General features: G+C 69.0%; 23 protein-coding genes. 9 read left to right on the plus strand and 14 right to left on the minus strand.

Features of this window, described 5'->3' with window-relative positions:
- Positions 1 to 30: 30 nt before the first annotated feature.
- The 4 genes from ACZ7OI_RS21030 to ACZ7OI_RS21045 all read left to right on the plus strand — a co-directional run bounded on the left by ACZ7OI_RS21030 (position 31) and on the right by ACZ7OI_RS21045 (position 4,701).
- Entirely contained in the window at positions 31 to 372 is a 342-nt protein-coding gene (locus ACZ7OI_RS21030; protein ID WP_470265864.1) for a hypothetical protein, read from the plus strand.
- Positions 373 to 481: 109 nt separating this feature from the next.
- Entirely contained in the window at positions 482 to 928 is a 447-nt protein-coding gene (locus ACZ7OI_RS21035) for a MarR family winged helix-turn-helix transcriptional regulator (RefSeq protein ID WP_470265865.1), read from the plus strand.
- Between the two features lie 70 nt (positions 929 to 998).
- Entirely contained in the window at positions 999 to 2,342 is a 1,344-nt protein-coding gene (locus ACZ7OI_RS21040) for an MFS transporter (RefSeq protein ID WP_470265866.1), read from the plus strand.
- A 46-nt stretch (positions 2,343 to 2,388) separates the two neighbouring features.
- A complete protein-coding gene (locus ACZ7OI_RS21045; RefSeq protein WP_470265867.1) occupies positions 2,389 to 4,701 on the plus strand; it encodes an FdhF/YdeP family oxidoreductase in 2,313 nt (770 codons plus the stop codon).
- A 173-nt stretch (positions 4,702 to 4,874) separates the two neighbouring features.
- Here the strand turns inward: ACZ7OI_RS21045 and ACZ7OI_RS21050 are convergent, their stop codons facing one another.
- The 3 genes from ACZ7OI_RS21050 to ACZ7OI_RS21060 are packed head-to-tail and all read right to left on the minus strand — an operon-like array spanning position 4,875 to position 7,518.
- Positions 4,875 to 6,299, minus strand: a complete 1,425-nt coding sequence (locus ACZ7OI_RS21050; protein WP_470265868.1) for an LCP family protein — start codon at positions 6,297 to 6,299, stop codon at positions 4,875 to 4,877.
- Positions 6,300 to 6,355: 56 nt separating this feature from the next.
- The gene (locus ACZ7OI_RS21055; protein WP_470265869.1) at positions 6,356 to 7,099 is read right to left on the minus strand and encodes an SDR family NAD(P)-dependent oxidoreductase; all 744 of its coding nucleotides are present in this window, start codon (positions 7,097 to 7,099) and stop codon (positions 6,356 to 6,358) included.
- On the minus strand, positions 7,096 to 7,518 hold the full coding sequence (locus ACZ7OI_RS21060; protein ID WP_470265870.1) for a VOC family protein: 423 nt from the start codon (positions 7,516 to 7,518) through the stop codon (positions 7,096 to 7,098). Before ACZ7OI_RS21060 ends, ACZ7OI_RS21055 begins: the two co-directional genes overlap by 4 nt.
- A gap of 72 nt (positions 7,519 to 7,590) precedes the next feature.
- Between ACZ7OI_RS21060 and ACZ7OI_RS21065 the strand changes: the two genes are divergently transcribed.
- Both ACZ7OI_RS21065 and ACZ7OI_RS21070 read left to right on the plus strand, forming a co-directional pair.
- Entirely contained in the window at positions 7,591 to 8,268 is a 678-nt protein-coding gene (locus ACZ7OI_RS21065; protein ID WP_470265871.1) for a GntR family transcriptional regulator, read from the plus strand.
- 43 nt (positions 8,269 to 8,311) lie between these two features.
- Positions 8,312 to 8,659 carry a hypothetical protein gene (locus ACZ7OI_RS21070; protein ID WP_470265872.1) on the plus strand — a complete coding sequence of 116 codons (348 nt, stop codon included), beginning with the start codon at positions 8,312 to 8,314 and terminating at the stop codon, positions 8,657 to 8,659.
- Here the strand turns inward: ACZ7OI_RS21070 and ACZ7OI_RS21075 are convergent.
- The 4 genes from ACZ7OI_RS21075 to ACZ7OI_RS21090 all read right to left on the minus strand — a co-directional run bounded on the left by ACZ7OI_RS21075 (position 8,643) and on the right by ACZ7OI_RS21090 (position 11,979).
- Entirely contained in the window at positions 8,643 to 9,887 is a 1,245-nt protein-coding gene (locus ACZ7OI_RS21075; RefSeq protein ID WP_470265873.1) for an MFS transporter, read from the minus strand. The two genes, ACZ7OI_RS21070 and ACZ7OI_RS21075, sit on opposite strands and share 17 nt — an antisense overlap.
- Positions 9,884 to 10,426 carry an ArsR/SmtB family transcription factor gene (locus tag ACZ7OI_RS21080; protein ID WP_470265874.1) on the minus strand — a complete coding sequence of 181 codons (543 nt, stop codon included), beginning with the start codon at positions 10,424 to 10,426 and terminating at the stop codon, positions 9,884 to 9,886. The genes ACZ7OI_RS21075 and ACZ7OI_RS21080 overlap by 4 nt, the downstream gene beginning before the upstream one ends.
- Positions 10,427 to 10,495: 69 nt before the next feature.
- Positions 10,496 to 10,627: an MFS transporter small subunit gene (locus tag ACZ7OI_RS21085; protein ID WP_470265875.1), complete on the minus strand. Its 132-nt coding sequence runs from the start codon at positions 10,625 to 10,627 to the stop codon at positions 10,496 to 10,498.
- Positions 10,627 to 11,979 carry an L-lactate MFS transporter gene (locus ACZ7OI_RS21090; protein WP_470265876.1) on the minus strand — a complete coding sequence of 451 codons (1,353 nt, stop codon included), beginning with the start codon at positions 11,977 to 11,979 and terminating at the stop codon, positions 10,627 to 10,629. Before ACZ7OI_RS21090 ends, ACZ7OI_RS21085 begins: the two co-directional genes overlap by 1 nt.
- Before the next feature lie 153 nt (positions 11,980 to 12,132).
- On the opposite strand from ACZ7OI_RS21090, the gene fdhD reads away from it, so the two are divergent.
- Entirely contained in the window at positions 12,133 to 12,957 is an 825-nt protein-coding gene (gene fdhD, locus ACZ7OI_RS21095) for a formate dehydrogenase accessory sulfurtransferase FdhD (RefSeq protein ID WP_470265877.1), read from the plus strand.
- Positions 12,958 to 12,963: 6 nt separating this feature from the next.
- On the opposite strand, the gene ACZ7OI_RS21100 is transcribed toward fdhD, so the two are convergent.
- A complete protein-coding gene (locus tag ACZ7OI_RS21100; RefSeq protein WP_470265878.1) occupies positions 12,964 to 14,271 on the minus strand; it encodes a carotenoid oxygenase family protein in 1,308 nt (435 codons plus the stop codon).
- A gap of 65 nt (positions 14,272 to 14,336) precedes the next feature.
- Here ACZ7OI_RS21100 and ACZ7OI_RS21105 point away from each other — a divergent pair, with 65 nt between their 5' ends.
- Both ACZ7OI_RS21105 and ACZ7OI_RS21110 read left to right on the plus strand, forming a co-directional pair.
- Entirely contained in the window at positions 14,337 to 14,987 is a 651-nt protein-coding gene (locus tag ACZ7OI_RS21105) for a TetR/AcrR family transcriptional regulator (protein WP_470265879.1), read from the plus strand.
- Positions 14,988 to 15,035: 48 nt separating this feature from the next.
- Complete coding sequence (locus ACZ7OI_RS21110) at positions 15,036 to 15,965, plus strand: alpha/beta hydrolase (RefSeq protein WP_470265880.1); 930 nt, start codon at positions 15,036 to 15,038, stop codon at positions 15,963 to 15,965.
- Positions 15,966 to 15,971: 6 nt separating this feature from the next.
- On the opposite strand, the gene ACZ7OI_RS21115 is transcribed toward ACZ7OI_RS21110, so the two are convergent.
- The 6 genes from ACZ7OI_RS21115 to tig all read right to left on the minus strand — a co-directional run bounded on the left by ACZ7OI_RS21115 (position 15,972) and on the right by tig (position 21,306).
- Positions 15,972 to 16,463, minus strand: coding sequence for a hypothetical protein (locus tag ACZ7OI_RS21115; protein WP_470265881.1), 492 nt, complete (start codon positions 16,461 to 16,463; stop codon positions 15,972 to 15,974).
- 41 nt (positions 16,464 to 16,504) lie between these two features.
- The gene (locus tag ACZ7OI_RS21120; protein ID WP_470265882.1) at positions 16,505 to 16,903 is read right to left on the minus strand and encodes a hypothetical protein; all 399 of its coding nucleotides are present in this window, start codon (positions 16,901 to 16,903) and stop codon (positions 16,505 to 16,507) included.
- Between the two features lie 70 nt (positions 16,904 to 16,973).
- On the minus strand, positions 16,974 to 18,269 hold the full coding sequence (clpX, locus tag ACZ7OI_RS21125) for an ATP-dependent Clp protease ATP-binding subunit ClpX (RefSeq protein ID WP_009081145.1): 1,296 nt from the start codon (positions 18,267 to 18,269) through the stop codon (positions 16,974 to 16,976).
- A gap of 222 nt (positions 18,270 to 18,491) precedes the next feature.
- Positions 18,492 to 19,145, minus strand: coding sequence for an ATP-dependent Clp protease proteolytic subunit (locus ACZ7OI_RS21130; RefSeq protein WP_009081146.1), 654 nt, complete (start codon positions 19,143 to 19,145; stop codon positions 18,492 to 18,494).
- Between the two features lie 28 nt (positions 19,146 to 19,173).
- Positions 19,174 to 19,779, minus strand: a complete 606-nt coding sequence (locus tag ACZ7OI_RS21135; protein WP_470265883.1) for a ClpP family protease — start codon at positions 19,777 to 19,779, stop codon at positions 19,174 to 19,176.
- Positions 19,780 to 19,923: 144 nt separating this feature from the next.
- A complete protein-coding gene (gene tig / locus ACZ7OI_RS21140) occupies positions 19,924 to 21,306 on the minus strand; it encodes a trigger factor (protein WP_470265884.1) in 1,383 nt (460 codons plus the stop codon).
- Positions 21,307 to 21,332: the final 26 nt, after the last annotated feature.

Consider the following 21,332-nt stretch of genomic DNA (forward strand, 5'->3'; position numbering starts at 1 on the left):
GGGTTACGCAGGGGGAAAGGCGGTGCGCCGATGACTCGGCCGGAGGATCCGGACGACCGGATGGAAACCCATCCGGACCTCATGGACCCGGAGTGGCGCAAGCACGCCCAGCGGGACGCGTGGCTCGGCGCCAAGAAGGACATGAAGAAGCGGCGCAAGCGCGAACGCCGAACCGCCCCGGCCCCGGTGTACGGCCGCGGCGGCGCGGTCCCGAGCCGCTGGCCCGGGATCGCCGCGATCGCCGGCCTGGTGCTGCTGCTCGCGGCGGCGGTCGTGGTGCACCAGGTTCAGCCGATCGGGGTGAACGAGGTGAAGATCGGGTACGTCGTCGGGCTCGGTTCTCCCGGCTCGGCCAGCAACCAGCCGCTCTAGCTCGAAGTCCGTGAAGGGCTCCTTGAAGGAATCAGATTCCTTCAAGGAGCCCTTCACAGCTTTCGGGCCGAGGATGCACAGTCCGGACTCAACAGGCTAGACTGTGCTTATGTCCGAAGACCCGTCCGTCCCGCCGCACGTCGCCGAGTCCGCAGGCTGGATCCGCGGCGTCGTCGGCCAGCTGCATCGCCGGTTGCGGCAGGTCGACAACGCCGAGATCCTCACGCCGACCCAGACCGCCGTGCTCAACCGGCTGCATCGCGAGGGTCCCGGGACCCAGGCCGAACTCGCCGCGGCGGAGCACGTCCGGCAGCAGTCCATGGCCGCCACGCTCGGCGTGCTCGACACGCTCGGTTATCTGAACCGCACGCGCGACCCCGCCGACGGCAGGCGCGTCGTGATTTCCCTCTCCGATCTCGGCGCCAAGACCGTCATCGGGATCCGGCAGCACCGCGACGAATGGCTCGCCGCCGCGCTGGCCGACGAACTCTCCGAGGACGAACTCGAAACGGTCCGGCGCGCGCTGCCCTTGCTGCAGCGGATAGCCCAGCGCTGACCCCTTGACCTGAGGAGCACTGACGAACACCGCGACCGCCCCCGCGAAATCCCGCTTCGGCGCGCGCCTGGTGACCCCGCTGGTCGCGAGCGCCGTGCTGAATCCGATCAACTCCACGCTCATCGCCGTCGCGCTCGTCCCGATCGGGCAGGCCTTCGGCGCCGGACCGGGCCGCACGGCCTGGCTGATTTCCTCGTTGTACCTGGCCACGGCGGTCGGGCAGCCGGTCGTCGGGCTGCTCGTGGACCGTTACGGCGCGCGGCGCGTGCTGCTCGGCGGCGCAGCCGTGGTGATGGTGGCCGGGATCGCCGGGATGATCCCGATCTCGGTCGAATGGCTTACCGGCGTCCGGGCGGTGCTCGGCATCGGCACCTGCGCCGGGTTCCCGGCCGCGATGGCGGTGCTGCGGCGGCGCGCCGACGAGATCGGCGAAGGCGTGCCCGCGCGGGTGTTGTCCGTGCTGGCGATGTCCGCGCAGACGGTCATGGTGATCGGCCCGACGCTCGGCGGCGTGCTGATCGTGCTCTTCGGCTGGCCGGCGATCTTCGCGGTGAACCTGCCGCTGGCTGGGATTTCCCTCGTGCTGACTCTGCTTTGGGTGCCGAAGGACACTCCGGCAGAAAAGCCATCCGAGCGGATCGACGTCGCCGGGATCGCGCTGTTTTCCGCCGCGCTGCTGGTGTTGCTGTGCTACCTGATGGCACCCGGCATCGGCGATCTGTGGCTGCTGGCCGCGGCGATCGTGCTCGGCGCACTGTTCGTGCGAGTGGAACTGCGCGCCCGGAAGCCGTTCATCGACCTGCGGATGCTCGCCGCGAACGGTCCGGTCCTGCGCACGTATTTGCGGCAGGCACTGAGTTTCCTGGCGATCTACACGATCATGTTCGGCTACGTGCAGTGGCTCGAAGAGGCCCGCGGGTTCGCCGAATCCGCTGCAGGGCTGCTGCTTCTGCCGATGTCCGGGGTCGCGGTGGGCGCGGCCGCGCTGTCGGGCCGACCGACCGGCGTCCGGCTTCGCCTGCTGCTGGTCGGCGCCGCACTCCTCGCGGGCTCCGTCGCACTGCTGTTCGTGAACGACGGCACCGCGTTGATCTGGCTCCTCGTGCTCGCCGCGCTGTTCGGTCTGGCGCAAGGGCTCACCAGCGTCGCCAACCAGACGACGCTGTACCGCGAGACTCCGGCCGAGACGATGGGCACCGCGAGCGGTCTCTTCCGGACCGCGCAATACCTCGGCGCGATAGTCGCGGCGACGGTTATCGCCCAGTGCTATGGCGGGCACGCCGACTCCGGCGGGCTGCACCGGCTGGCCGTCGTGCTGATCGTGACCAGCGGGTTGCTGCTGATCGTGACCGCCGCAGACCGCGCGCTGCTGCGGGCCGAACGCCGCGAACGGGACCGCGAGCAGACAGTGTGACCACCCCCGTCTTGGGTTCTCGGGCGCCAAGGCGGACGATGTGCCCATGACTCGCGAAGCTCCGACTGGTGACGTGGACGAAGCCCGCCTCGAGGTGGGAAAGCCGAAAGGCTGGGCGGCCGGAATCCCGGGAGTCGCGGTTTCGCTCGCACGCGGGGTGGAGCAGATGGGCCCGGTCCGCACCGCGCGCACGCTGCGGCTGCTGAACCAGCGGGACGGCTTCGACTGCCCGGGGTGCGCGTGGCCCGAGCCGCGGCAGGTCGACGGCGAGAAGCGCAAGATGGCGGAGTTCTGCGAAAACGGCGCGAAGGCCGTCGCCGAGGAGGCGACGAAACGGCGCGTCGGGCGTGAGTTCTTCGCCGCGCATCCGGTGTCCGAGCTGAACGAGCGCACCGACTACTGGCTCGGCCAGCAGGGCCGGCTCACCGAGCCGATGGTGTTGCGCGAAGGCGCTTCGCACTACGAGCCGATCTCCTGGGACGAGGCGTTCGGCGTGATCGCCGACGAACTGCGCGGCCTGGCGAGCCCGGACGAAGCGATCTTCTACACCTCCGGCCGCACCAGCAACGAGGCCGCGTTCGTGTACCAGCTGCTGGTGCGCGCGTACGGCACGAACAACCTGCCGGACTGTTCGAACATGTGCCACGAATCGTCCGGCGCGGCGCTGTCGGCGACCACCGGCATCGGCAAGGGATCGGTGTCGCTGGCCGACATCCACCAGGCCGACCTGATCGTGGTCGTCGGGCAGAACCCCGGCACGAACCACCCGCGGATGCTGTCCGCGTTGGAACAGGCGAAGGGCAACGGCGCGAAGGTCGTCGCGGTCAACCCGCTGCCCGAGGCCGGGCTGATGCGGTTCAAGAACCCGCAGAACGTGCGCGGAGTGGTCGGCAAGGGCACGCCGCTGGCCGACGAGTTCGCGCAGATCCGGCTCGGCGGCGACCTCGCGCTGTTCCAGGCGGTCGGGCATCTGCTGCTGCAGTGGGAGGACGCCGCGCCGGGGTCCATTGTGGACCGCGAGTTCGTGGAGAAGTCCACGCACGGCTTCGAGGACTGGGCCAAGCAGCTGCGCGAGATCGACTGGCCGGAGACCGAGAAGGCGACCGGCCTTGAGCGCGAGCAGATCGAGCGCATCGCGCGGATGATCGCGACGTCCGAGCGCACGATCTACTGCTGGGCGATGGGGCTGACCCAGCACAAGCACGCGGTGCCGACGATCGCCGAGGTCGTGAACCTGGCGCTGGTGCGCGGGATGATCGGCAAGCCGGGCGCGGGCCTGTGCCCGGTGCGCGGCCACTCGAACGTGCAAGGCGACCGCACCATGGGCGTGTGGGAGAAGATGCCCGAGCCGTTCATGGACGCGCTCGACCGGGAGTTCGGCATCGCCGTGCCGCGCAAGCACGGCTGGGACACCGTCGATTCGATCCGCGCGATGCTCGACGGCCGCGGCAAGGTGTTCTTCGCGATGGGCGGCAATTTCGCCTCCGCCACCCCGGATTCGGACCGGACCGCGGACGCGCTGCGGGCGTGCTCGCTGACCGTGCACGTGTCGACGAAGCTCAACCGCTCGCACGTCGTCCCCGGCCGCACCGCGCTGATCCTGCCGACGCTCGGCCGCACCGAGCGCGACGAACAGGAATCCGGACGGCAGTTCGTGACGGTCGAGGACTCGATGTCGCAGGTGCACGCCTCGCGCGGCCGGCTGGCTCCGGCGAGCGACGAGCTGCTGTCCGAGGTCGCGATCGTGTGCCGGCTGGCGGAGAAGGTGCTCGGCGCGGACCACTCGGTGCCGTGGCGGTCGTTCGAGAAGAACTACGACCTGATCCGCGACCGCATCGCCGCCGTGGTGCCGGGCTGCCACGACTACAACCAGCGCGTCCGCGAACCGGACGGTTTCGTGCTGCCGCACGCGCCGCGCGACTCGCGGGAGTTCACCGGCACGGCTACCGGCAAGGGCACGTTCACGGTGTCGGAGCTGGAGTATCCCGAGGTGCCCGAGGGCCGGTTGCTGCTGCAGACGCTGCGCAGCCACGACCAGTACAACACGACGATCTATGGGCTCTCGGACCGCTATCGCGGCATTGAGGACGGACGTCGGGTCGTGTTCGTGCACCCGGACGACCTGGCCGCGCTGGGGGTCGCGGACGGGGAGATCGTGGACTTGGTCTCGGAATGGCGGGACGGGGACCGGCGCGCGCCCAGCTTCCGGGCGGTGGCTTACCCGACGGCTCGCGGCTGTGCGGCGGCGTACTTCCCGGAGGCGAATGCGTTGGTGCCGTTGGATTCTGTTGCGGAGAAGTCGAATACGCCGGTTTCGAAGGCCGTCGTGATTCGGCTGGAGCCGCACAACCACGCGTGATCAGCTCGTGAGTGGCTATGCCGGTTAGAACCGGGATAGCCGCTCACGAGATGCCCGCACCACCTGGAAGCACCGGCCTCTCCGGCGCGAACGCGTTGGCACCGCTGGGTTCGGCCGCCAAGGCGTCGTGAGTGTTGGCGCCGGTGAAACCCGCCCCCAACACTCACGAGCCGTCAGTCGATGCAGTTGTCCCCGTCCGAAGTGACCGGCTGCGGCTGATCGGACTTCACCGGCACACCTACCGAAGACCCGCCGTCCGACACCCCCGGTCCCGAGTAGACCTTCCCGAGCACCACCTGGATGTGCCCCGCCGGAACGTCCGCCGATTCCTTGACGGACAGTCCGCCCAGTTCCTTCGCCACCTCCGCGCCTTCGGCGGCGAGCGCGGCCGGGTACCGCACGACCGACGTCCGCTGCGACGGCGCGTTTCCCTCCGCGGTGGCGGCGAATCCCTTGCCCTTCAGCACATCCGCCACCCGCGCCGCGAGGCCGGAGGCGCCGCCCGCGTTGGAAATCTCCACCGCGGCTTTCGGCGCGGCAGGCGGCGCGGCGGGCGAGGCCGTGCCGACCAGCCCGGACGCAAACGCTTTCACCTGCGCCGGATCCACTTGCACCGCGGTCGCCGTGGGATGGGATTTGTCGTAGCGGTAGTCCGGGTTCACCACCGGGATCGTCGTGAACTGGATGCCGCCGCCGGACACTCCCCGCATCTTGCCGACGAAGTCCAGGATGTCCCACGACTGGTCCAGCACCACCGACCGCTTCACCGCGTCGATGAGATCGCTCAGCTTGCCCGGATCCGCGAGCGTGCCGGCCGAGAGCACCTGGTGCGCCATCGAGGCGAGGAACACCTGCTGCCGCCGCATCCGGCCGAAGTCGGTGCCGGGCAGGTTGTCGCGCTGCCGCACGAAAGCGAGCGCGGCGCCGCCGGAGAGCCGCTGTTTGCCCGCCGGGAAGTCCGCGCCCGAGTTCTCGTCCTTGGTGGCCTTCTTCAGGCACACCTCGACCCCGCCGACCGCCTTGCTGATCTCGGAGAAACTCAGCAGGTTGACCTCGGCGTAGTGGTCGATGGTGATGCCGGTGAGGTCCTCGACCGCCTGCCGCGTCGCCTTGCGCGCCGCGGTCATCGAGTCCTTCTCGATCTTGTCCTTGTCGGTTTCCCCGGCCGCGCGCAGCCTCGAGGCCTCGGCCGCCTTGCCGCGGCCGAACGCGGCGTTGATCTTGCCCTTTCCGCCGGGCATGGCGACGTACGAGTCGCGCGGGATGGAGAACGCCTTGACCTCCTGCTGCCCGTCCGGGATCCGCAGCACGATCAACGTGTCGGTGAGGTCGTCGCCGTTCGCGCCGGCGCGCAGTTCGTCCAGCACGCTCTGCGGGAGCGGGCTCCCGTCCGGGCCTTTGCGCGCGTCCCGGCCGACCATCAGGATGTCCATCGCCCCGTCGGCGTGCTTCTGGCCTTCGTCCACCGATCCGCCGGCGCCGATGACGTCGCTGCGCGTGATGTCGTCCAGCGCTGACAGCGTCGAGAACCCGTAGGCCGTGCCGGCGAAGACCACCGTCGACAGCGTGGCAGCGATAACTTTTCCTGCGATCCGCACGCCCCTCTGGACGTCCGGCGGCCCCGATTTGCTGCATTCGTGACACAGCTCACAGCTCAGCGCAGGTGCGAGGCTCCGTTCATGTCCAGGATCGCGCCGGACGCCCATGGCGTGTCCGACGAGGCCAGGAACACCACCGCTTCGGCGATCTCCTCCGGTTGGGCCACCCGGCCGAACGGGCTCTGCTCCCGCACCTCGTCGGTGACCCGGTCGGCGACGCGCTCGGTCGCGGTGAAGCCCGGAGCCACCGAGGTGACCGAAATGCCGTGCGGAGCCAGCTGGACCGCCATCGACTGGCCGAACGAATGCAGCGCGGCCTTGCTCGCGCCGTACGGCAGGTATTCGGGCTCGCCGCGGAACGCCCCGCGCGACCCGATGTTCACGATCCGGCCGGGCACGCCGCGGGCGATGAGGTGGCGGGCGACGTGGAAGCAGACATTGGCCGCGCCGAGAAGGTTGACGTCCAGCGTGCGCCGCCATGCCTCCTGCCAGTCCGCATAGGACATTTCGCTGATGGGGGTGCGGGTGGCCGGAGTGGTCCCGACCGCGGCGTTGTTGACCAGCACGTCGACCCCGCCGAGCTGTTCCTCGGCGACGTCGGCGATCCACCGCGCGGCGTCGGGATTGCCGAGGTCGCCGGACACGAGCACGTGCCCGGAACCCGGCAGTGCCTCGAGCGTCTCGCGCGCGGCCTCCCGGTTGGATCCACAGTGGACAGCGATCCGGTCGCCCCTGGTGGCGAAGGCGACGGCGATGGCGCGGCCGATCCCGCGCGAGGCTCCGGTGACGAGGACGTTCATTTCGCGAACAACTGCGTCTCGTCGCGGAAAGCCTTGAACTCCAGCGCGTTCCCGGCCGGGTCGTGCAGGAACATCGTCCACTGCTCCCCCGGCTCCCCGGCGAACCGCTGGTACGGCTCGATCACGAACTGGGTGCCCGCCGCGCGCAGCCGCCCGGCCAGCTCGTGGAAGCTGTCGACGTCCAGCACCAGCCCGAAATGCGGCACCGGCACGTCGTGCCCGTCGACCGGATTGCGGCCGGCTTCCGCGCGGGCGCCCGGGACCACGTGCGTGACGACCTGGTGGCCGTGGAAGTTCCAGTCGACCCACTTCTCCGCCGAGCGTCCTTCCGCCAGCCCGAGCACGGCGCCGTAGAACTCGCGGGCTTTCGGCAGGTCGTCGACCGGTATGGCCAGGTGGAAGGCGGGGCGGACGGCCATGAGGCACTCCTTCGGCGCGGGGATCGGTCTCTTCACGTTGACTGGCGGATGTTCGAATGTCAACATTAGGACGTGGAAGTCACCCCCCTGAGGAAGGCGGCGCGCCGCGGGCTCGCCGACGAGGCCGCCGACCGGGTGCGCGAAGCGATCTTCGCCGGGCATTTCCGGCCCGGCGCGCCGTTGCGCGAGGTCGAACTCGCCGCGTCGCTGGAAATCAGCCGCGGTTCGGTGCGAGAGGGCATCGCCCAGCTGGCCCGGGAAGGCCTGGTCCGCTGCGGCTGGCATCGCCCGACCACGGTGGTCGACGTGACCGCCGAGGACGTCAATGAGGTCTATTCGGTCCGCGCTGCCCTCGACCGGCTCGCTGCGGTCACGGCGCGCACCACCGCGACCGACGAGGATTTGGACGCCTTAGACGCACTGGTCGCCGATCTCGCGACGGCAGTCCGGTCAAAAGCCGACGGGCCGGAGTTGCTGGCGCTGGACATCGCGTTCCACGACCGCGTGTACTCCGCCGCGGGCAACGGCCGCCTGACCGAGGCGTGGCATTCGGTGCGGTCGCAGGTGTTTCTCTTTCAGCTGCAACGGGTTTCGCTCGGTCATGAGCACTACCGGGCTCGCGTGGTCGCTGAGCATCGGGAACTGGCGGAGCTGATCCGCAGCGGCGACCGGGAGCGCCTGGCTCGGGTCGCCGAACATCACGTCGAGTCCGCGAGGGAAAGCTTGCTCGGCCGCATCCGAACCGAGTAATTCCACGCATCCGCCGCGCGTCGCGACCTGTCAGGATCGTTGCGTGGACCCCGACCCGAGCGAACCGACCCGAGCGCGCGTCGCGCTCACCGGCGCATTGCACGGCGCCGGCGCGTTCCTGGTCTGCGCCCTGGTGCTCTGCGGGATCGCCGTCGGAGTGGCGGCTGGCTCGAAGGGACTGAGCTTGCCGGTCGTGTTCGGGATCATCGTGCTCGCTTCCTTCGCGCAGTTCGGGCTTTTCGCGCTGCCGGTCGCGGCCGGAATCGGCGCACTGGTCGCTTCGCTGGGCCAGCCGAAACGACCAGCGCGCCGCGTGTGGCTCACGGTTTCCCCGCTCACCTTGGTGCTCCCGATAGTCTTCATCGCCGCAGCGTCTATGCGATCGGCATAGCCTCTTTCGCCCGTGCGAGCGCCTCTTCGATCCGCTTGTTGTTCGTCATGCTCATCGTAACCAGAGTCATCGACACGAGCACCCCCGCCGCCGCCACGTACGGCACTCGGACTCCGGCCGTCGCGGCGAGCCAGCCGCCCAGTGCGGCGCCCGCCGGTGCGGCCGAGGCCGAGACCAGGCGCGACGCTGCGGCGACCCGGCCCATCAGCCGTGCCGGGACCACGACCTGTCGCAGCGATCCGCCGAGCACCATCGTGGCAGCCATGGCGCAGCCGCACAGTGCGAACATCGCCCCGGCGAGCCAGGGATCGCGGGCGAGGCCGAACACCAGCACCGCGCCGCCCTCGAATACCGCCGTCACGGTGAGCGCCGTGCCAGTGCCGAGCCATTTCTCCAGCGGTCCGGCGAGCACCATCGCACCCACCAAGCCCCCGGCGGCTTCCGCCGCGAGCAGGAAGCCGTAACCGGCGGAGTGCAGCCCCAGCGCGTCCTTCGCGAAAACCACCAGCACCGCCCCGAAAGCACCGAACGCCAGGTTCCCGACCGCGGGCCGCAGAGCGAGACCGAGCAGCAGCCGATCCTTGACTACGTAAGCGAAACCCTCCTTCGAGTCCGCCCACACCGAGCGTCCCGGTTCGCGTTTCGGCACCGGGGCCGGCGGCAGCGTCCGGATCAGCGCCGCACTGGCCACGTAGGTCAGCGCGTTCACCGCGAACGGCAGCGTTCTTCCCACGGTGAAAAGGAAACTCCCGATCGGCGGTCCGGCGAACTGCCCGGCGGCAGTGGACGCCCCGCGCAGGTAGCCGTTCGCCCGGCGCAGCAAAGTCTGGTCCCGGGCAAGCAGATCCGGCAGGTATGCCTGTGCGGCGGTGTCGAAGAACAGCGTGCCAGTGCCGAGCAGGAACGCCACCACCAGCAGGACCGGAATGCTGAGCCAGCCGAACGCGCCCGCGGCGACCGTCAGCACCAGCAGCACCGCCCGCGCCAGGTCCGCGATCCACATCGTGCGCCGCCGGTCCCAGCGGTCGACCAGCGCGCCGGCGAACAGCCCGGCCACCGGATACGGCGCGAGCACCGCCACCGTCACCAGGCTGACCACCAGCGGATCGCTGTCCAGCAGCAGGGCCAGCAGCGGCAAAGCCGCGACATACGCGCCGTCGCCCAGAGAACTGACCGTCGCGGCTGTCCACAAGCGATTGAACGCGGGAGGCATCTTCGGTTCGGTCATCTGGCCGCACCCGGCCCCGGACGGAAGAACGCGACCGCGACAGTGGCGGCCGCCTCGTCGGCGGCACGCGCGTCCCGCAGATCGTCGAGCAGTTCGGCCAGCCGGCGCTCGAACTCCTCGAACTGCGTCTCGCTGATCCGCGTGTGCTGCATCCGGACGTACCGGTGCGAGCCCTCGGGCGCGGTCGCGAGGTCGTTGATCGCGTGCTGCATCAGCACGTCCCGCTGCCCCGCGGCGGGTTCGGGCAGCTCGATGCTCTTGCCGACGTGCGCGTAGTAGCGCTCCAGCACGCCGCGCACCTTCCGCGTGCGCACGACGTGCACGAGCCCGGCCCGCTCCAGCACCCGCATGTGGTAGCTGGAACTGCCTTTCGCGATGTCCAGCTGCTCGGCGACCTGCGTGATCGTCGCCGGCCCGTCGCGCAGCACCGCGAGCACGCGGTGCCGCACGACGTTGCTCACCGCGCGCAGCTGATCGGTCGTCTCCACCTGGACAGATTCTTGGGGCGGGACATAGCCCGCCTGGTCGTCCCCAGTCACGGGGACAATGGTCAACGACTCTTGACCATTTGTCCAGCCCTGATTTCGAGCAGTGCCGTCCGGCGGCGCTCAGCCGCCGAACAGCCCGACCACCTTCCGGATCAGCTCGACCACGCCGTAGGCGAACGGGGCGAGCACCCACAGCCAGGCGATCACCAGCAGGACGGTCCGGCCGCCGGAACGGCCCTCGGCACTCGTCATCAGGCCTCACTCCCCACCGCGGTCTGCCCGGTCGGCTCGTGGAACTTCTCCTTCACCGGGCGCACGCATTCGTTCGCGACGAACCCGACCACCAGCAGGCCGATCATGATCCAGAACGACAGCTGGTACAGGTCCGGCCCGGTCTTGCCCGCGGCCTTCTGGCTGTCCGCGATCCCGTCCACGATCAGCGGCCCGAGCACGCCCGCCGCCGACCACGCGGTCAGCAGCCTGCCGTGGATCGCGCCGACCTGATAGGTGCCGAACAGGTCCTTGAGGTACGCCGGGAGCGTGGCGAACCCGCCGCCGTAGAAGGACAGGATCAGCATCGCGCACAGCACGAACACGAGCTTCGACCCGTTGGTGGTCAACGCGATCACGAGGTACAGCAGCGCGCCGACACCGAGGTAGAACCGGTAGATGTTCTTGCGCCCCACCAGATCCGACGTGGAGGACCAGACGAACCGGCCCAGCATGTTGGTCAGCGAGAGCAGCGCGACGAACCCGGCGGCGGACGCGGTGCTCACCGGGGCCGAGGTGTGCTTGAAGAAGTCGCTGATCATCGGCGCGGCCTTCTCCAGGATGCCGATGCCCGCGGTCACGTTGAGGCACAAGACAATCCAGAGACACCAGAACTGCGGCGTCTTCAGCGCGTTCGCCGCCGAGACGTTCGCCGTGGAGATCATCGGCTTGGCCGCGGCCTGCTTCACCGCCCCCGCCGGACGCCAGTCGTCGGCCGGGACGCGGACGATCAGCACGCCCATCGTCATGAACACCGCGTACACGATCCCGTGGATGAGGAACGCGGTCGCGATGTCGCCCGTCGTGGGCGAGGTGCCGAGCATCGCCGACGACCACGGCGACGCGATGAGCGCGCCGCCGCCGAAGCCCATGATCGCGATCCCGGTGGCCATGCCCGGCCGGTCCGGGAACCACTTGATCAGGGTCGACACCGGCGAGATGTAGCCGATGCCGAGACCGATCCCGCCGACCCCGCCGTAGCCGGCCACCACGAGCCAGAACTGTCCGGTCGCGACGCCGAGCGCGGCGAGCAGGAACCCGGCGGAGAAACAGATCGTGGCGACGGTCATGGCCCAGCGCGGGCCGTTGCGCTCCACCAAGGTGCCGCCGAACGCGGCGGACAGGCCCAGCATCACGATGCCGAGCTGGAACGGCAGCCCGGATTGCGTGCCGGACAGTCCCAGGGTCTTCTCCAGCGGCGTCTTGAAGACGCTCCACGCGTAGGCTTGGCCGATCGACAGGTGGATGGACAGCGCGGCGGGCGGCACGAGCCAGCGGGTCCAGCCAGGCGGTGCGACGATGCGGGAACGGGCAAGGAAGCCGGGGACAGCCATCGGCGGTCTCCTCCCAACAGTGACGAGGTGCTGGGAATGGTTTACCAGATCCTCGGCGTTGCGCCGGATGACTGTCGAATGACTTGAGAATGTCTTGTCGATGACAACAGAAATCGACGCCGAAGACGACAACAGGGACGAGTGGAGCAGGCGATGGGCAGAGTGACGGTACGGCGGCCGGTACGGCGGATCTCCGCGGCCGGCGAACGGCGCCGGCCGGACTCGCTGGCCGCCGAGGAGCCCTTGGAGCTGCGAGTCGGGGGCAAGGCGCTGGCAGTGACAATGCGCACGCCCGGCCACGACGTCGAATTGGCGCACGGCTTCCTGCTGTCCGAGGGCGTGCTGGGGTCCCGGGAGGACGTTGCTGTCGCGCGTTACTGCGACGGTGTCGACGACCAGGGCCGCAACACCTACAACGTGCTCGACATCGCACTCGCCGAGGGAGTCGCCCCGCCGGACACCGGCGTCGAGCGGAACTTCTACACCACCTCGTCGTGCGGTGTCTGCGGCAAGGCCGCGCTCGACGCGGTGAAGCTGCGCAGCCGGTTCTCCCCCGGCGCGTCCGGGTTCACCGTGAAGTCCGACGTCCTCACCCAAATGCCGGACCGGTTGCGGGAACAGCAAAAGGTGTTCTCGTCCACCGGCGGCCTGCACGCCGCCGGACTGTTCACTTCGGACGGTCAGCTCGTCGTGGTGCGCGAGGACGTCGGACGGCACAACGCGGTGGACAAGGTGCTCGGCTGGGCCCTGCAGGCGGGCCGGATCCCCGCCCCGGACCTGGGGCTGCTGGTCTCCGGCCGCGCCTCGTTCGAGCTGGTGCAGAAGGCCGCGATGGCCGGCATCGGGCTGCTCGCCGCGGTGTCCGCGCCGTCGTCGCTCGCGGTCGAACTGGCCGAGGAGAACGGCATGACGCTCATCGGATTCCTCCGCGGCGACAGCATGAACCTCTACACCGGAGACCAGCGGCTCCTGACGTAATCACGCTTAGGCGGGCACCCAGTTGCCGTGGAAGCCGTGCGGGACCCGGTCCGGAAGGTGCACGGCGGCAACGGTTTCGAGGGTGCCCGCGTCGAGCAGGACGAGATCGCTGCGGGCCTCGGCCGCGTCGTAGACGTAGCCCATCAGCACGCCCTCGTCCTCGCCCGCGTCCGCACGGGACGGGACGAACACGAACTCGCCCGGCTCGCGGCCGGGACCGAAGCGATGCGCGTCCACGGAACCCTTGCGCAGGTCGTGTTTGTACACCGCGCCGAGGCTGCGGGACCGGTCGTCGAGCGCCGTCGTGTAGCCGTACCGGTGCGGCAAGCCGACGAGACGTTCGTCCACTCGCGGGAACTCCTGGCCGTGCTCGTCGACCCGTTCCTCGACCACCTTCCCGAGCGTGAGGTCGACGGTCCACCGGTCCAGCGTCGGCTCGCCTTCGGCCGGGCCGTGCAGCGCGAGGTCGAACATCTTCGGGTGCCGGATCACGTCGAGCACGATCCGGTCGTCCTCGTCGTAGGCGTTGAGCGGGTGGAAGACGTAGCACTGGCCGACGTCGAACCAGCGGACGTCGCTGTTGTCCCCCTCGCGCGGCATCACGCCGATGCGCGCCGGGTAGTCCGGATTCCACCGGTACGGCAAGGAACTCACGCCGCGGCCGGTGCGCGCGGTCAGCGGGTCGGGCACGTCGACCGGCACCGGTGCCTGGTCCGGATCGAAGGTGACCGGCAGGTCGTAGAACACGACATACCGTTCGGTGAGCGAGAAGTCGTGCATCATCGGCGCACCGGTGACCTCGACGTCGACCGTGCGCCGCGCCCGGCCGTCGGTGCCGACCACCGAATACTGGACCTTGTTCCCGAGTCCGAATTGGTATGAAACGGCGTGCAGCTCGCCGGTCCTCGGGTCGCGCTTCGGGTGTGCGGTGTACCCGGAGAGGGTGCCGCCGAAATCGCAGACGCCGAGGGTGTCCAGCTCCTCGCTGAGTTCCCATTGCGGCGGCCCGCCCTCGACCAGCGCGATCGTGCGCCCGGCGTGCCCGATGACGTTGGTGTTGGCCCCGGTTTCGTCGATGCCGACCCGTCGGCTGCGGTACCACTCGGCCCGGCCGTCGCGCAGCCGCACGCCGTGCACCATGCCCCGGCCGAGGAACCAGTGGTGAGTTTCCGGATCCGGGTCCGTCGGATTCGGCCCGTTGCGCAGGTACCGGCCGTCGAGGTAGTCGGGCAGCTGCCCGGTCACCGTCAGCCGGGTGCTCGTGTACTCGCGCGCGACCGGCGCGAAGTTGCCTTCGAGGAAATGGTTTCCCATGACGCGCTCCGTCCATAACGTGGTTATGGCCACCGGTATAACAGGGTTATGGGATACTGGCAAGCATGAGCGAGCGGACTCGGGGCGAACACGCGCGGACGCAACTGGTCGAGGCGGCGATCCGGCTGCTGGCCGACGGCGGCGCCGAAGCACTGCAGGCCCGCAAGCTGGCGACCGAGATCGGCGCGTCCACGATGGCCGTCTACACCCACTTCGGCGGGATGGCCGCGCTCACCGATGCCGTTGCGCGAGAAGGATTTCGGCGGCTGATCGCGAACATGGCGACGGTCGGGCAGAGCGACGACCCGGTGGCCGATCTGTACGGCCTCGCGCTGGCCTACCGCCGCACCGCGGTGGAGCATCCGGAGCTGTTCACGCTGATGTTCCGCGAGGCGGGCGCGCAAGGGCAAGCAGTGGGCGACCTGATGAAGGAGAGCCCGAACTCGGAGGCCGCGGCGTCGTTCCGGGGCATGGTCGCTGCTGTCGCGCGCACGATCGAGGCCGGACGGCTCGAGGGCGATCCGCTGTCGGTCGCCTCACAGATCTGGAGCGCGATCCACGGCTACGTCACCCTCGAACTGCTGGGCCACTTCGGCCGGGGCGACCGAGGCGTGACCGAGGTGCTCTCGCCACTCTGCGTGACGCTGGTCGTCGGGCTCGGAGACAGCCCTGCCGCCGCTCGGGCGTCCGTGGGTCTGGTCACAACAACCGTATGAAGATCTTCTGAAGGCAACGTTTTGTCCCTTCGCCACGTCTTACGCTATATGGGTGAGGGGGATTGGGTGAACGAGGAGACTGAGGGCCGAAGGCGGGTGAGCCGCCGGTCCATGCTGATCGCGGGCGCCTCGGGCCTCGGCATCGCCGGGCTCGCGGTGGGGAGCGCGACCGGCGTGGTGCCGTTCAACCAAGCGATGCAGCGGGCACTGGGCGTGACGTCGTCGACGCCGGTCACCCAGCTCGGCAGCATGCGGGTGGAACGCGTCTACTCGCACGCCCGCGGCCGGGAAGTGGACCTCGTTTTCCAGCTGCCGAGCAAGAAGCCGCCGGCCGGTCTGCCGATGTCCCTGATGCTGCACGGCTTGCACGGAACCGCGCGCTCCGCCGCGCCGAGCGGCCTGCTGAAGCAATTGGGCAGCGACGTCGCACGCAAGGCAGTGCCGGCGTACGGCTTCGTCGCGGTCGACGGCGGCGACAACTACTGGCACCAGGTCCGCCCCGGCGACGACCCGATGGCGATGCTGCTGGAAGAAGTTCCGCAGTGGCTGCGCGCCCGCGGTTTCGGCGGCACGGACGGCCTTCCGTTCGCATGCGCTGGAGTCTCGATGGGCGGCTTCGGAGCACTCCTGTACGCCCGCCGCCGCGCCGAACGCCGCCAGCCGCCTGCCGCGGTCGCCGCGATCGCGCCCGCGCTGCTCACGTCGTGGCCGGAAATGGCGAAGCGCCGCATCTTCACCGGCATGACCGACTGGACTTCGCTCGACCCGCTGCGCAACCAGGCGTCCCTGCAGGGCATTCCGACGGCCGTTTACTGCGGGACGGAAGATCCATTCATCACGGGCGTTCGGCGGTATATCGCGGAAACGCATCCGACGATTGGGTATACGGCGCACGGGAAGCACAGCGACACGTTCTTCCGGACGACGGTGCCGAGCATGGTGGGGTTCTTGGGGAAGCATCTGCGGCAGAAGGCGTGATCCTTCTCAGCGGAGAATCCCCAGTTCGTCGACCAGATGGGTCGGCGTGCTGAGGAACAGTTCCGGCGACACTGGGCCGTACGCGACGTTCAGCGTGTCCAGCCGGTAGTGCCACTCCCCGCTGCAGACACCGACCAGGCGGTAATTCACCTGCCACCGCAGCCATTCCCCGCGGGCCAGGCGGTGCGCCGGAGGGCGACGCCAGCGGCGAGGATTCCCGTGCGGGGTTGTTTCCAGTTTCACCCGCAGCTGATCATCGGCCTCTTCGAGGCGGATCGTCGAATCCAGCGACGAAGGCGCTTTTCGCTGCACGCCTTCCCCTGCCTCGAACCGCGGCTCGAAATCCGTCTCTTCGCCCATCCGCACCACGTGGGTGAAGGGCGCGGCCGACGCCGGAAGCGGGAACGCGATCGGAGCCGCATTGCGGCGGCCCGCCCCCACAGCACCGCGGGATTTCTTCGTCCACGAGGTGCACACCCACTGCACGACTGCGTCCACGACGTCATCCTCTACTGCAGAGGACTACTGCCGCGAGGGAATTACGAGACCCAGCGGGCCACGACGGACATCACCCAAAACCCGACCAACGCCGCGAGCGCCGTCAGCAGCGACCACCTCAGCTGAAGCGCGCGAGTCTCCGAAGCACGCCACCGGCGAAGGAACAGCCACGCCACCACGAACAGCGGGATCGGCAGCAGCGGCAGCGCCGACAGCCGCGTGCCGACCGCGACCAGGCAGACCAGCGTGCACAGCGCCAGCATGATCTCGGACGCGCGGGGCAGCCACGGGAAGCGCGTGAACACCGACGCGGCCACCCGCTCGCTCAGCTCCAGGATGCCGACGACCGGCGCTGCGGAAGGCTCGGTCTCGGCGGGCACCGCTTCGCCGGGGTCGGCAGTCTCGTCCCCCCGGGGTGCGGTCAGCGGCACGGTTGTCATCCTGTCCATTATCGCGCCTGCCGCCGACACCCGGACAGCCGACTCCTGCTAACGCCCGGCGAACGCCGGGTCAGGCCGACTTTTCGCCGCGCTCGCTGCGCGTGCGGCGCGACGGCTGGCGGGCCACGATCGTGGGGTTGACGTTCTCCCGCACGGTCTGCTCGGTGATCACGACCTTCGCCACGTCCTCACGGCTCGGGATGTCGTACATCACCGGCTGGAGGACTTCCTCCATGATCGCGCGCAGGCCGCGGGCGCCGGTGCCGCGCAGGACGGCCTGGTCCGCGATGGCCTCGAGCGCGGTCTTGGTGAACTCCAGCTCGACGTTGTCCATCTCGAAAAGCTTCTTGTACTGCTTCACCAGCGCGTTGCGCGGCTGCGTCAAGATCGAGACGAGCGATTCCTTGTCCAGGTGATTCACCGTGGCGACCACCGGGAGGCGGCCGATGAACTCCGGGATGAGGCCGAACTTGATCAGGTCCTCGGGCATCGTCTCGGAGAACACGTCGCTGCCCTCGATCTCGGCCTTCGTGCGGATCTCCGCGCCGAAGCCGAGGCCGCGCTTGCCGACCCGCTCGTTGATGATCTTTTCCAGCCCGGCGAACGCGCCCGCGACGATGAACAGCACGTTCGTGGTGTCGATCTGGATGAATTCCTGGTGCGGGTGCTTGCGCCCGCCCTGGGGCGGCACCGACGCGGTGGTGCCCTCGAGGATCTTCAGCAGCGCCTGCTGCACGCCCTCGCCGGACACGTCGCGGGTGATCGACGGGTTCTCGCTCTTGCGGGCGATCTTGTCGACCTCGTCGATGTAGATGATGCCGGTCTCGGCGCGCTTGACGTCGTAGTCCGCCGCCTGGATCAGCTTCAGCAGGATGTTCTCGACGTCCTCGCCGACGTAGCCCGCCTCGGTGAGCGCGGTGGCGTCGGCGATCGCGAACGGGACGTTCAGCAGCTTCGCCAGCGTCTGCGCGAGGTAGGTCTTGCCGCAGCCGGTGGGGCCGAGCATCAGGATGTTGGACTTGGCCAGCTCGACCGGTTCGTCCTTGGAGTCCTTCGGGCCGGACTTGTCGTCGGCCTGGATCCGCTTGTAGTGGTTGTACACCGCGACCGCGAGCGTCTTCTTCGCGTCGTCCTGGCCGATGATGTACTGCTCGAGGAACTCGTGGATGTCGGCGGGCTTCGGGAGCTCGTCGAGCTTCACGTCGCCGGCTTCGGCCAGTTCCTCTTCGATGATCTCGTTGCAGAGGTCGATGCACTCATCGCAGATGTAGACCCCTGGCCCGGCAATGAGCTTCTTCACCTGCTTCTGGCTCTTGCCGCAGAAAGAACACTTCAGCAGGTCGCCGCCGTCACCGATCCGTGCCATGGCCGTTGACCTCGTCCCCTCCGGTGCGCGAGCGCACCTGCACTACTGGATGGCGGCCCCGGGACTGCCGGACGTTCCCGGAACCAACACGCATTGCCACCGACGGTACCCGCCCGAAGGCGCGGGCGGGAACACCCGACCCCCATAGGGCACGTCGACGACCGACAGTAGACCAGCGGGCCGGTGCGCGTCGTGGATTCGCCGCGCACCGGCCCGTCGCGGTCAGTTCGCCGAGGCCTTCCGGTACGGAAGCACCTCGTCGATCAGGCCGTAGGCCTTGGCCTCTTCGGCGGTGAGGATCTTGTCCCGCTCGATGTCGGCCTTGATCTCGTCCGGTTCCTTGTTCGTGTGCTTCGCCAGGATGACCTCCATCTGGCGGCGCACGCGCTGGATCTCGTTGGCCTGGATCTCCAGGTCCGAGACCTGCCCGTAGGTGCCCTCGGTGGCGGGCTGGTGGATCAGCACGCGCGCGTTCGGCAGCGCCATGCGCTTGCCCGGCGTGCCCGCCGCCAGCAGCACCGCGGCGGCCGAGGCGGCCTGGCCGAGGCACACGGTCGAGATGTCCGGGCGGATGTACTGCATGGTGTCGTAGATCGCCATCAGCGACGTGAACGACCCGCCCGGGGAGTTGATGTAGATGCTGATGTCGCGGTCCGGGTCCTCGTGCTCGAGGTGCAGCAACTGGGCCATCACGTCGTTCGCCGACGCGTCGTCCACCTGCACGCCGAGGAAGATCGTCCGCTCCTCGTACAGCTTGTTGTACGGGTTGGACTCCTTCACGCCGTAGCTGGTGCGCTCGACGTAGGACGGGAGGATGTACCGAGACTGAGGCGTCTGCGGTGCCCGGAAGTCACCCGGGAGCCGGAAATTGCTCATGATGCTCTCCTGTGTGGTGCTTCGGGGCTCAGTTGCTCGAGGTCAGGCCGCTGTCGCGGGTCAGCACGTGGTCGACGAAGCCGTATTCCTTCGCCTCCTGCGCGGTGAACCAGCGGTCGCGGTCGCCGTCCTTGATGATCTGCTCGGTGGTCTGGCCGGTCTGCTCGGCGGTGATCTTCGCCAGCTCCTGCTTCCACTTGTTGAACAGGTCCGCCTGGATCGCGATGTCGGAGGCGGTGCCGCCGACGCCCGCGGACGGCTGGTGCATCAGGATGCGGGCGTGCGGGAGCGCGTAGCGCTTGCCGGGAGTGCCCGAGGAGAGCAGGAACTGCCCCATCGAGGCCGCCATGCCCATCGCGTAGGTCGCCACGTCCGGCTTGATCAGCTGCATGGTGTCGTAGATCGCGAACCCCGCGGTCACCGAGCCGCCCGGCGAGTTGATGTAGAACCGGATGTCCGATTCGGAGTCGTCCGCGTCGAGCAGCAGGAGCTGCGCGGTGAGCCGGTTGGCGACCTCGTCGTTGACCTCGGAGCCGAGAACGACGATGCGCTCCTGGAGCAACCGCTCGAACACCGAGTCGGTGAGGTTGAGCCCCGCGGTGCCGGTCCGCCCCTCGGGCATGTGCTGCTTCACGTCTGCCTGCCTTTTCACCGGCGACGGGCCGCCTGTGAGAGCCGCGCCGCCGCTGTCGTGTTCAGATGCTTGAGATCTTGCAACCGACCCTAACGAACTTGGGCGGTGCAGAATGCCTGACACCGCCCAAGTTCGCTTACAGCTTTACTCGGCTGGGGTCGCCGCCGCTTCTTCGGTGACCTGCGTCTCCTCAGCCGGAGCTTCTTCGTCCGCGCCGAACAGCTCGGTCAGGTCCACCTCGGCCCCGGACTCGTTCTTCACCGTGGTGCCGCGCACGACCGAGGCGAGCGCCTTGCCGCGGCGGACGTCGGCGTAGATCGCGGTCAGCTGGCCCGACTGCTGGGCCCGCTGCACGTACTCGTCCGGGCTGACGCCGAAGCGCTGCGCCTGGTAGATGATCCGCTCGGTGAGCTCGCCGTCGTTGACCGACGTCTTCTCCTTGTCGGCGATGGTGTCCAGCAGCAGCTGCGTGCGGACGGCCTTCTCCGACTCTTCCTTGACCTCGGCGTTGAACTCGTCGAGGGACTTGCCCTCGGCCTCGAGCGCCTTGGCGAACTGCGCCTCGTCGTGGTCGAACGGGTGGATCGCGTCGTGCTTGCGGTTCTCGATCTCGGCCTCGAGGACCTTCTCCGGCAGCGGCACCTCGGTGCGCTCCAGGAGGATCTCGAGAACCTTGTCGCGCGCCTGGACGCCCTGCTGCATCGTCTTGACGCGGCCGAGCCGGGTGCGCAGGTCCTCGCGCAGCTCGTCGATCGTGTCGAACTCGCTCGCCAGCTGGGCGAACTCGTCGTCGGCCTCGGGCAGCTCGCGCTCCTTGACCGACTGCACGGTGACGGTGACCTCGGCGTCCTGGCCGGCGAACTCGCCCGCGACCAGCTTGGTGGTGAACACCTTGGTCTCGCCCGCGCTCGCGCCGACGATGGCCTCGTCGATGCCGTCCACGAGCTGGCCGGAGCCGATCTCGTAGGACAGGCCGGTGGTGGAGGCCTCTTCGACGGCCTTGCCGTCGACGCTGGCCGAAAGGTCGATCGACACGAAGTCGCCGGTCTGGGCCGGGCGCTCGACGCCGGTCAGGGTGCCGAAGCGGGCGCGCAGCTCGTCGAGCTGCTCGGCGACCTCTTCGTCGGTGGTCTCGACGTCGTCGACGCTGATCTCGAGGCCGGCGAGGTCGGGCAGCTCGATCTCCGGCCGCACGTCGACCTCGGCGCTGAACTCCAGCACCTCGCGGTCCTCGAGCTTCGTCACCTCGAACTCGGGCTGGCCGAGCGTCCGGACCTCGCCCGCGCGGACGGCCTCGATGTACTTGGCCGGAATGGCCTCGTTGACGACCTCGTCGAGCACCGGCGCGCGGCCGATCCGGCTTTCCAGGACGCGAGCGGGGACCTTGCCGGGACGGAAACCGGGGACCCGCACCTGCTGGGCGATCTTCCGGTACGCGGCGTCGAAGTTCGGCTTGAGCTCGTCGAACGGCACCTCGACATTGATCTTCACTCGCGTCGGGCTGAGCTGCTCGACGGTGCTCTTCAAGGTCTTCTCCTCGAGCGGTAAACGAT

This window comes from Amycolatopsis sp. NPDC114503, from assembly GCF_055633655.1.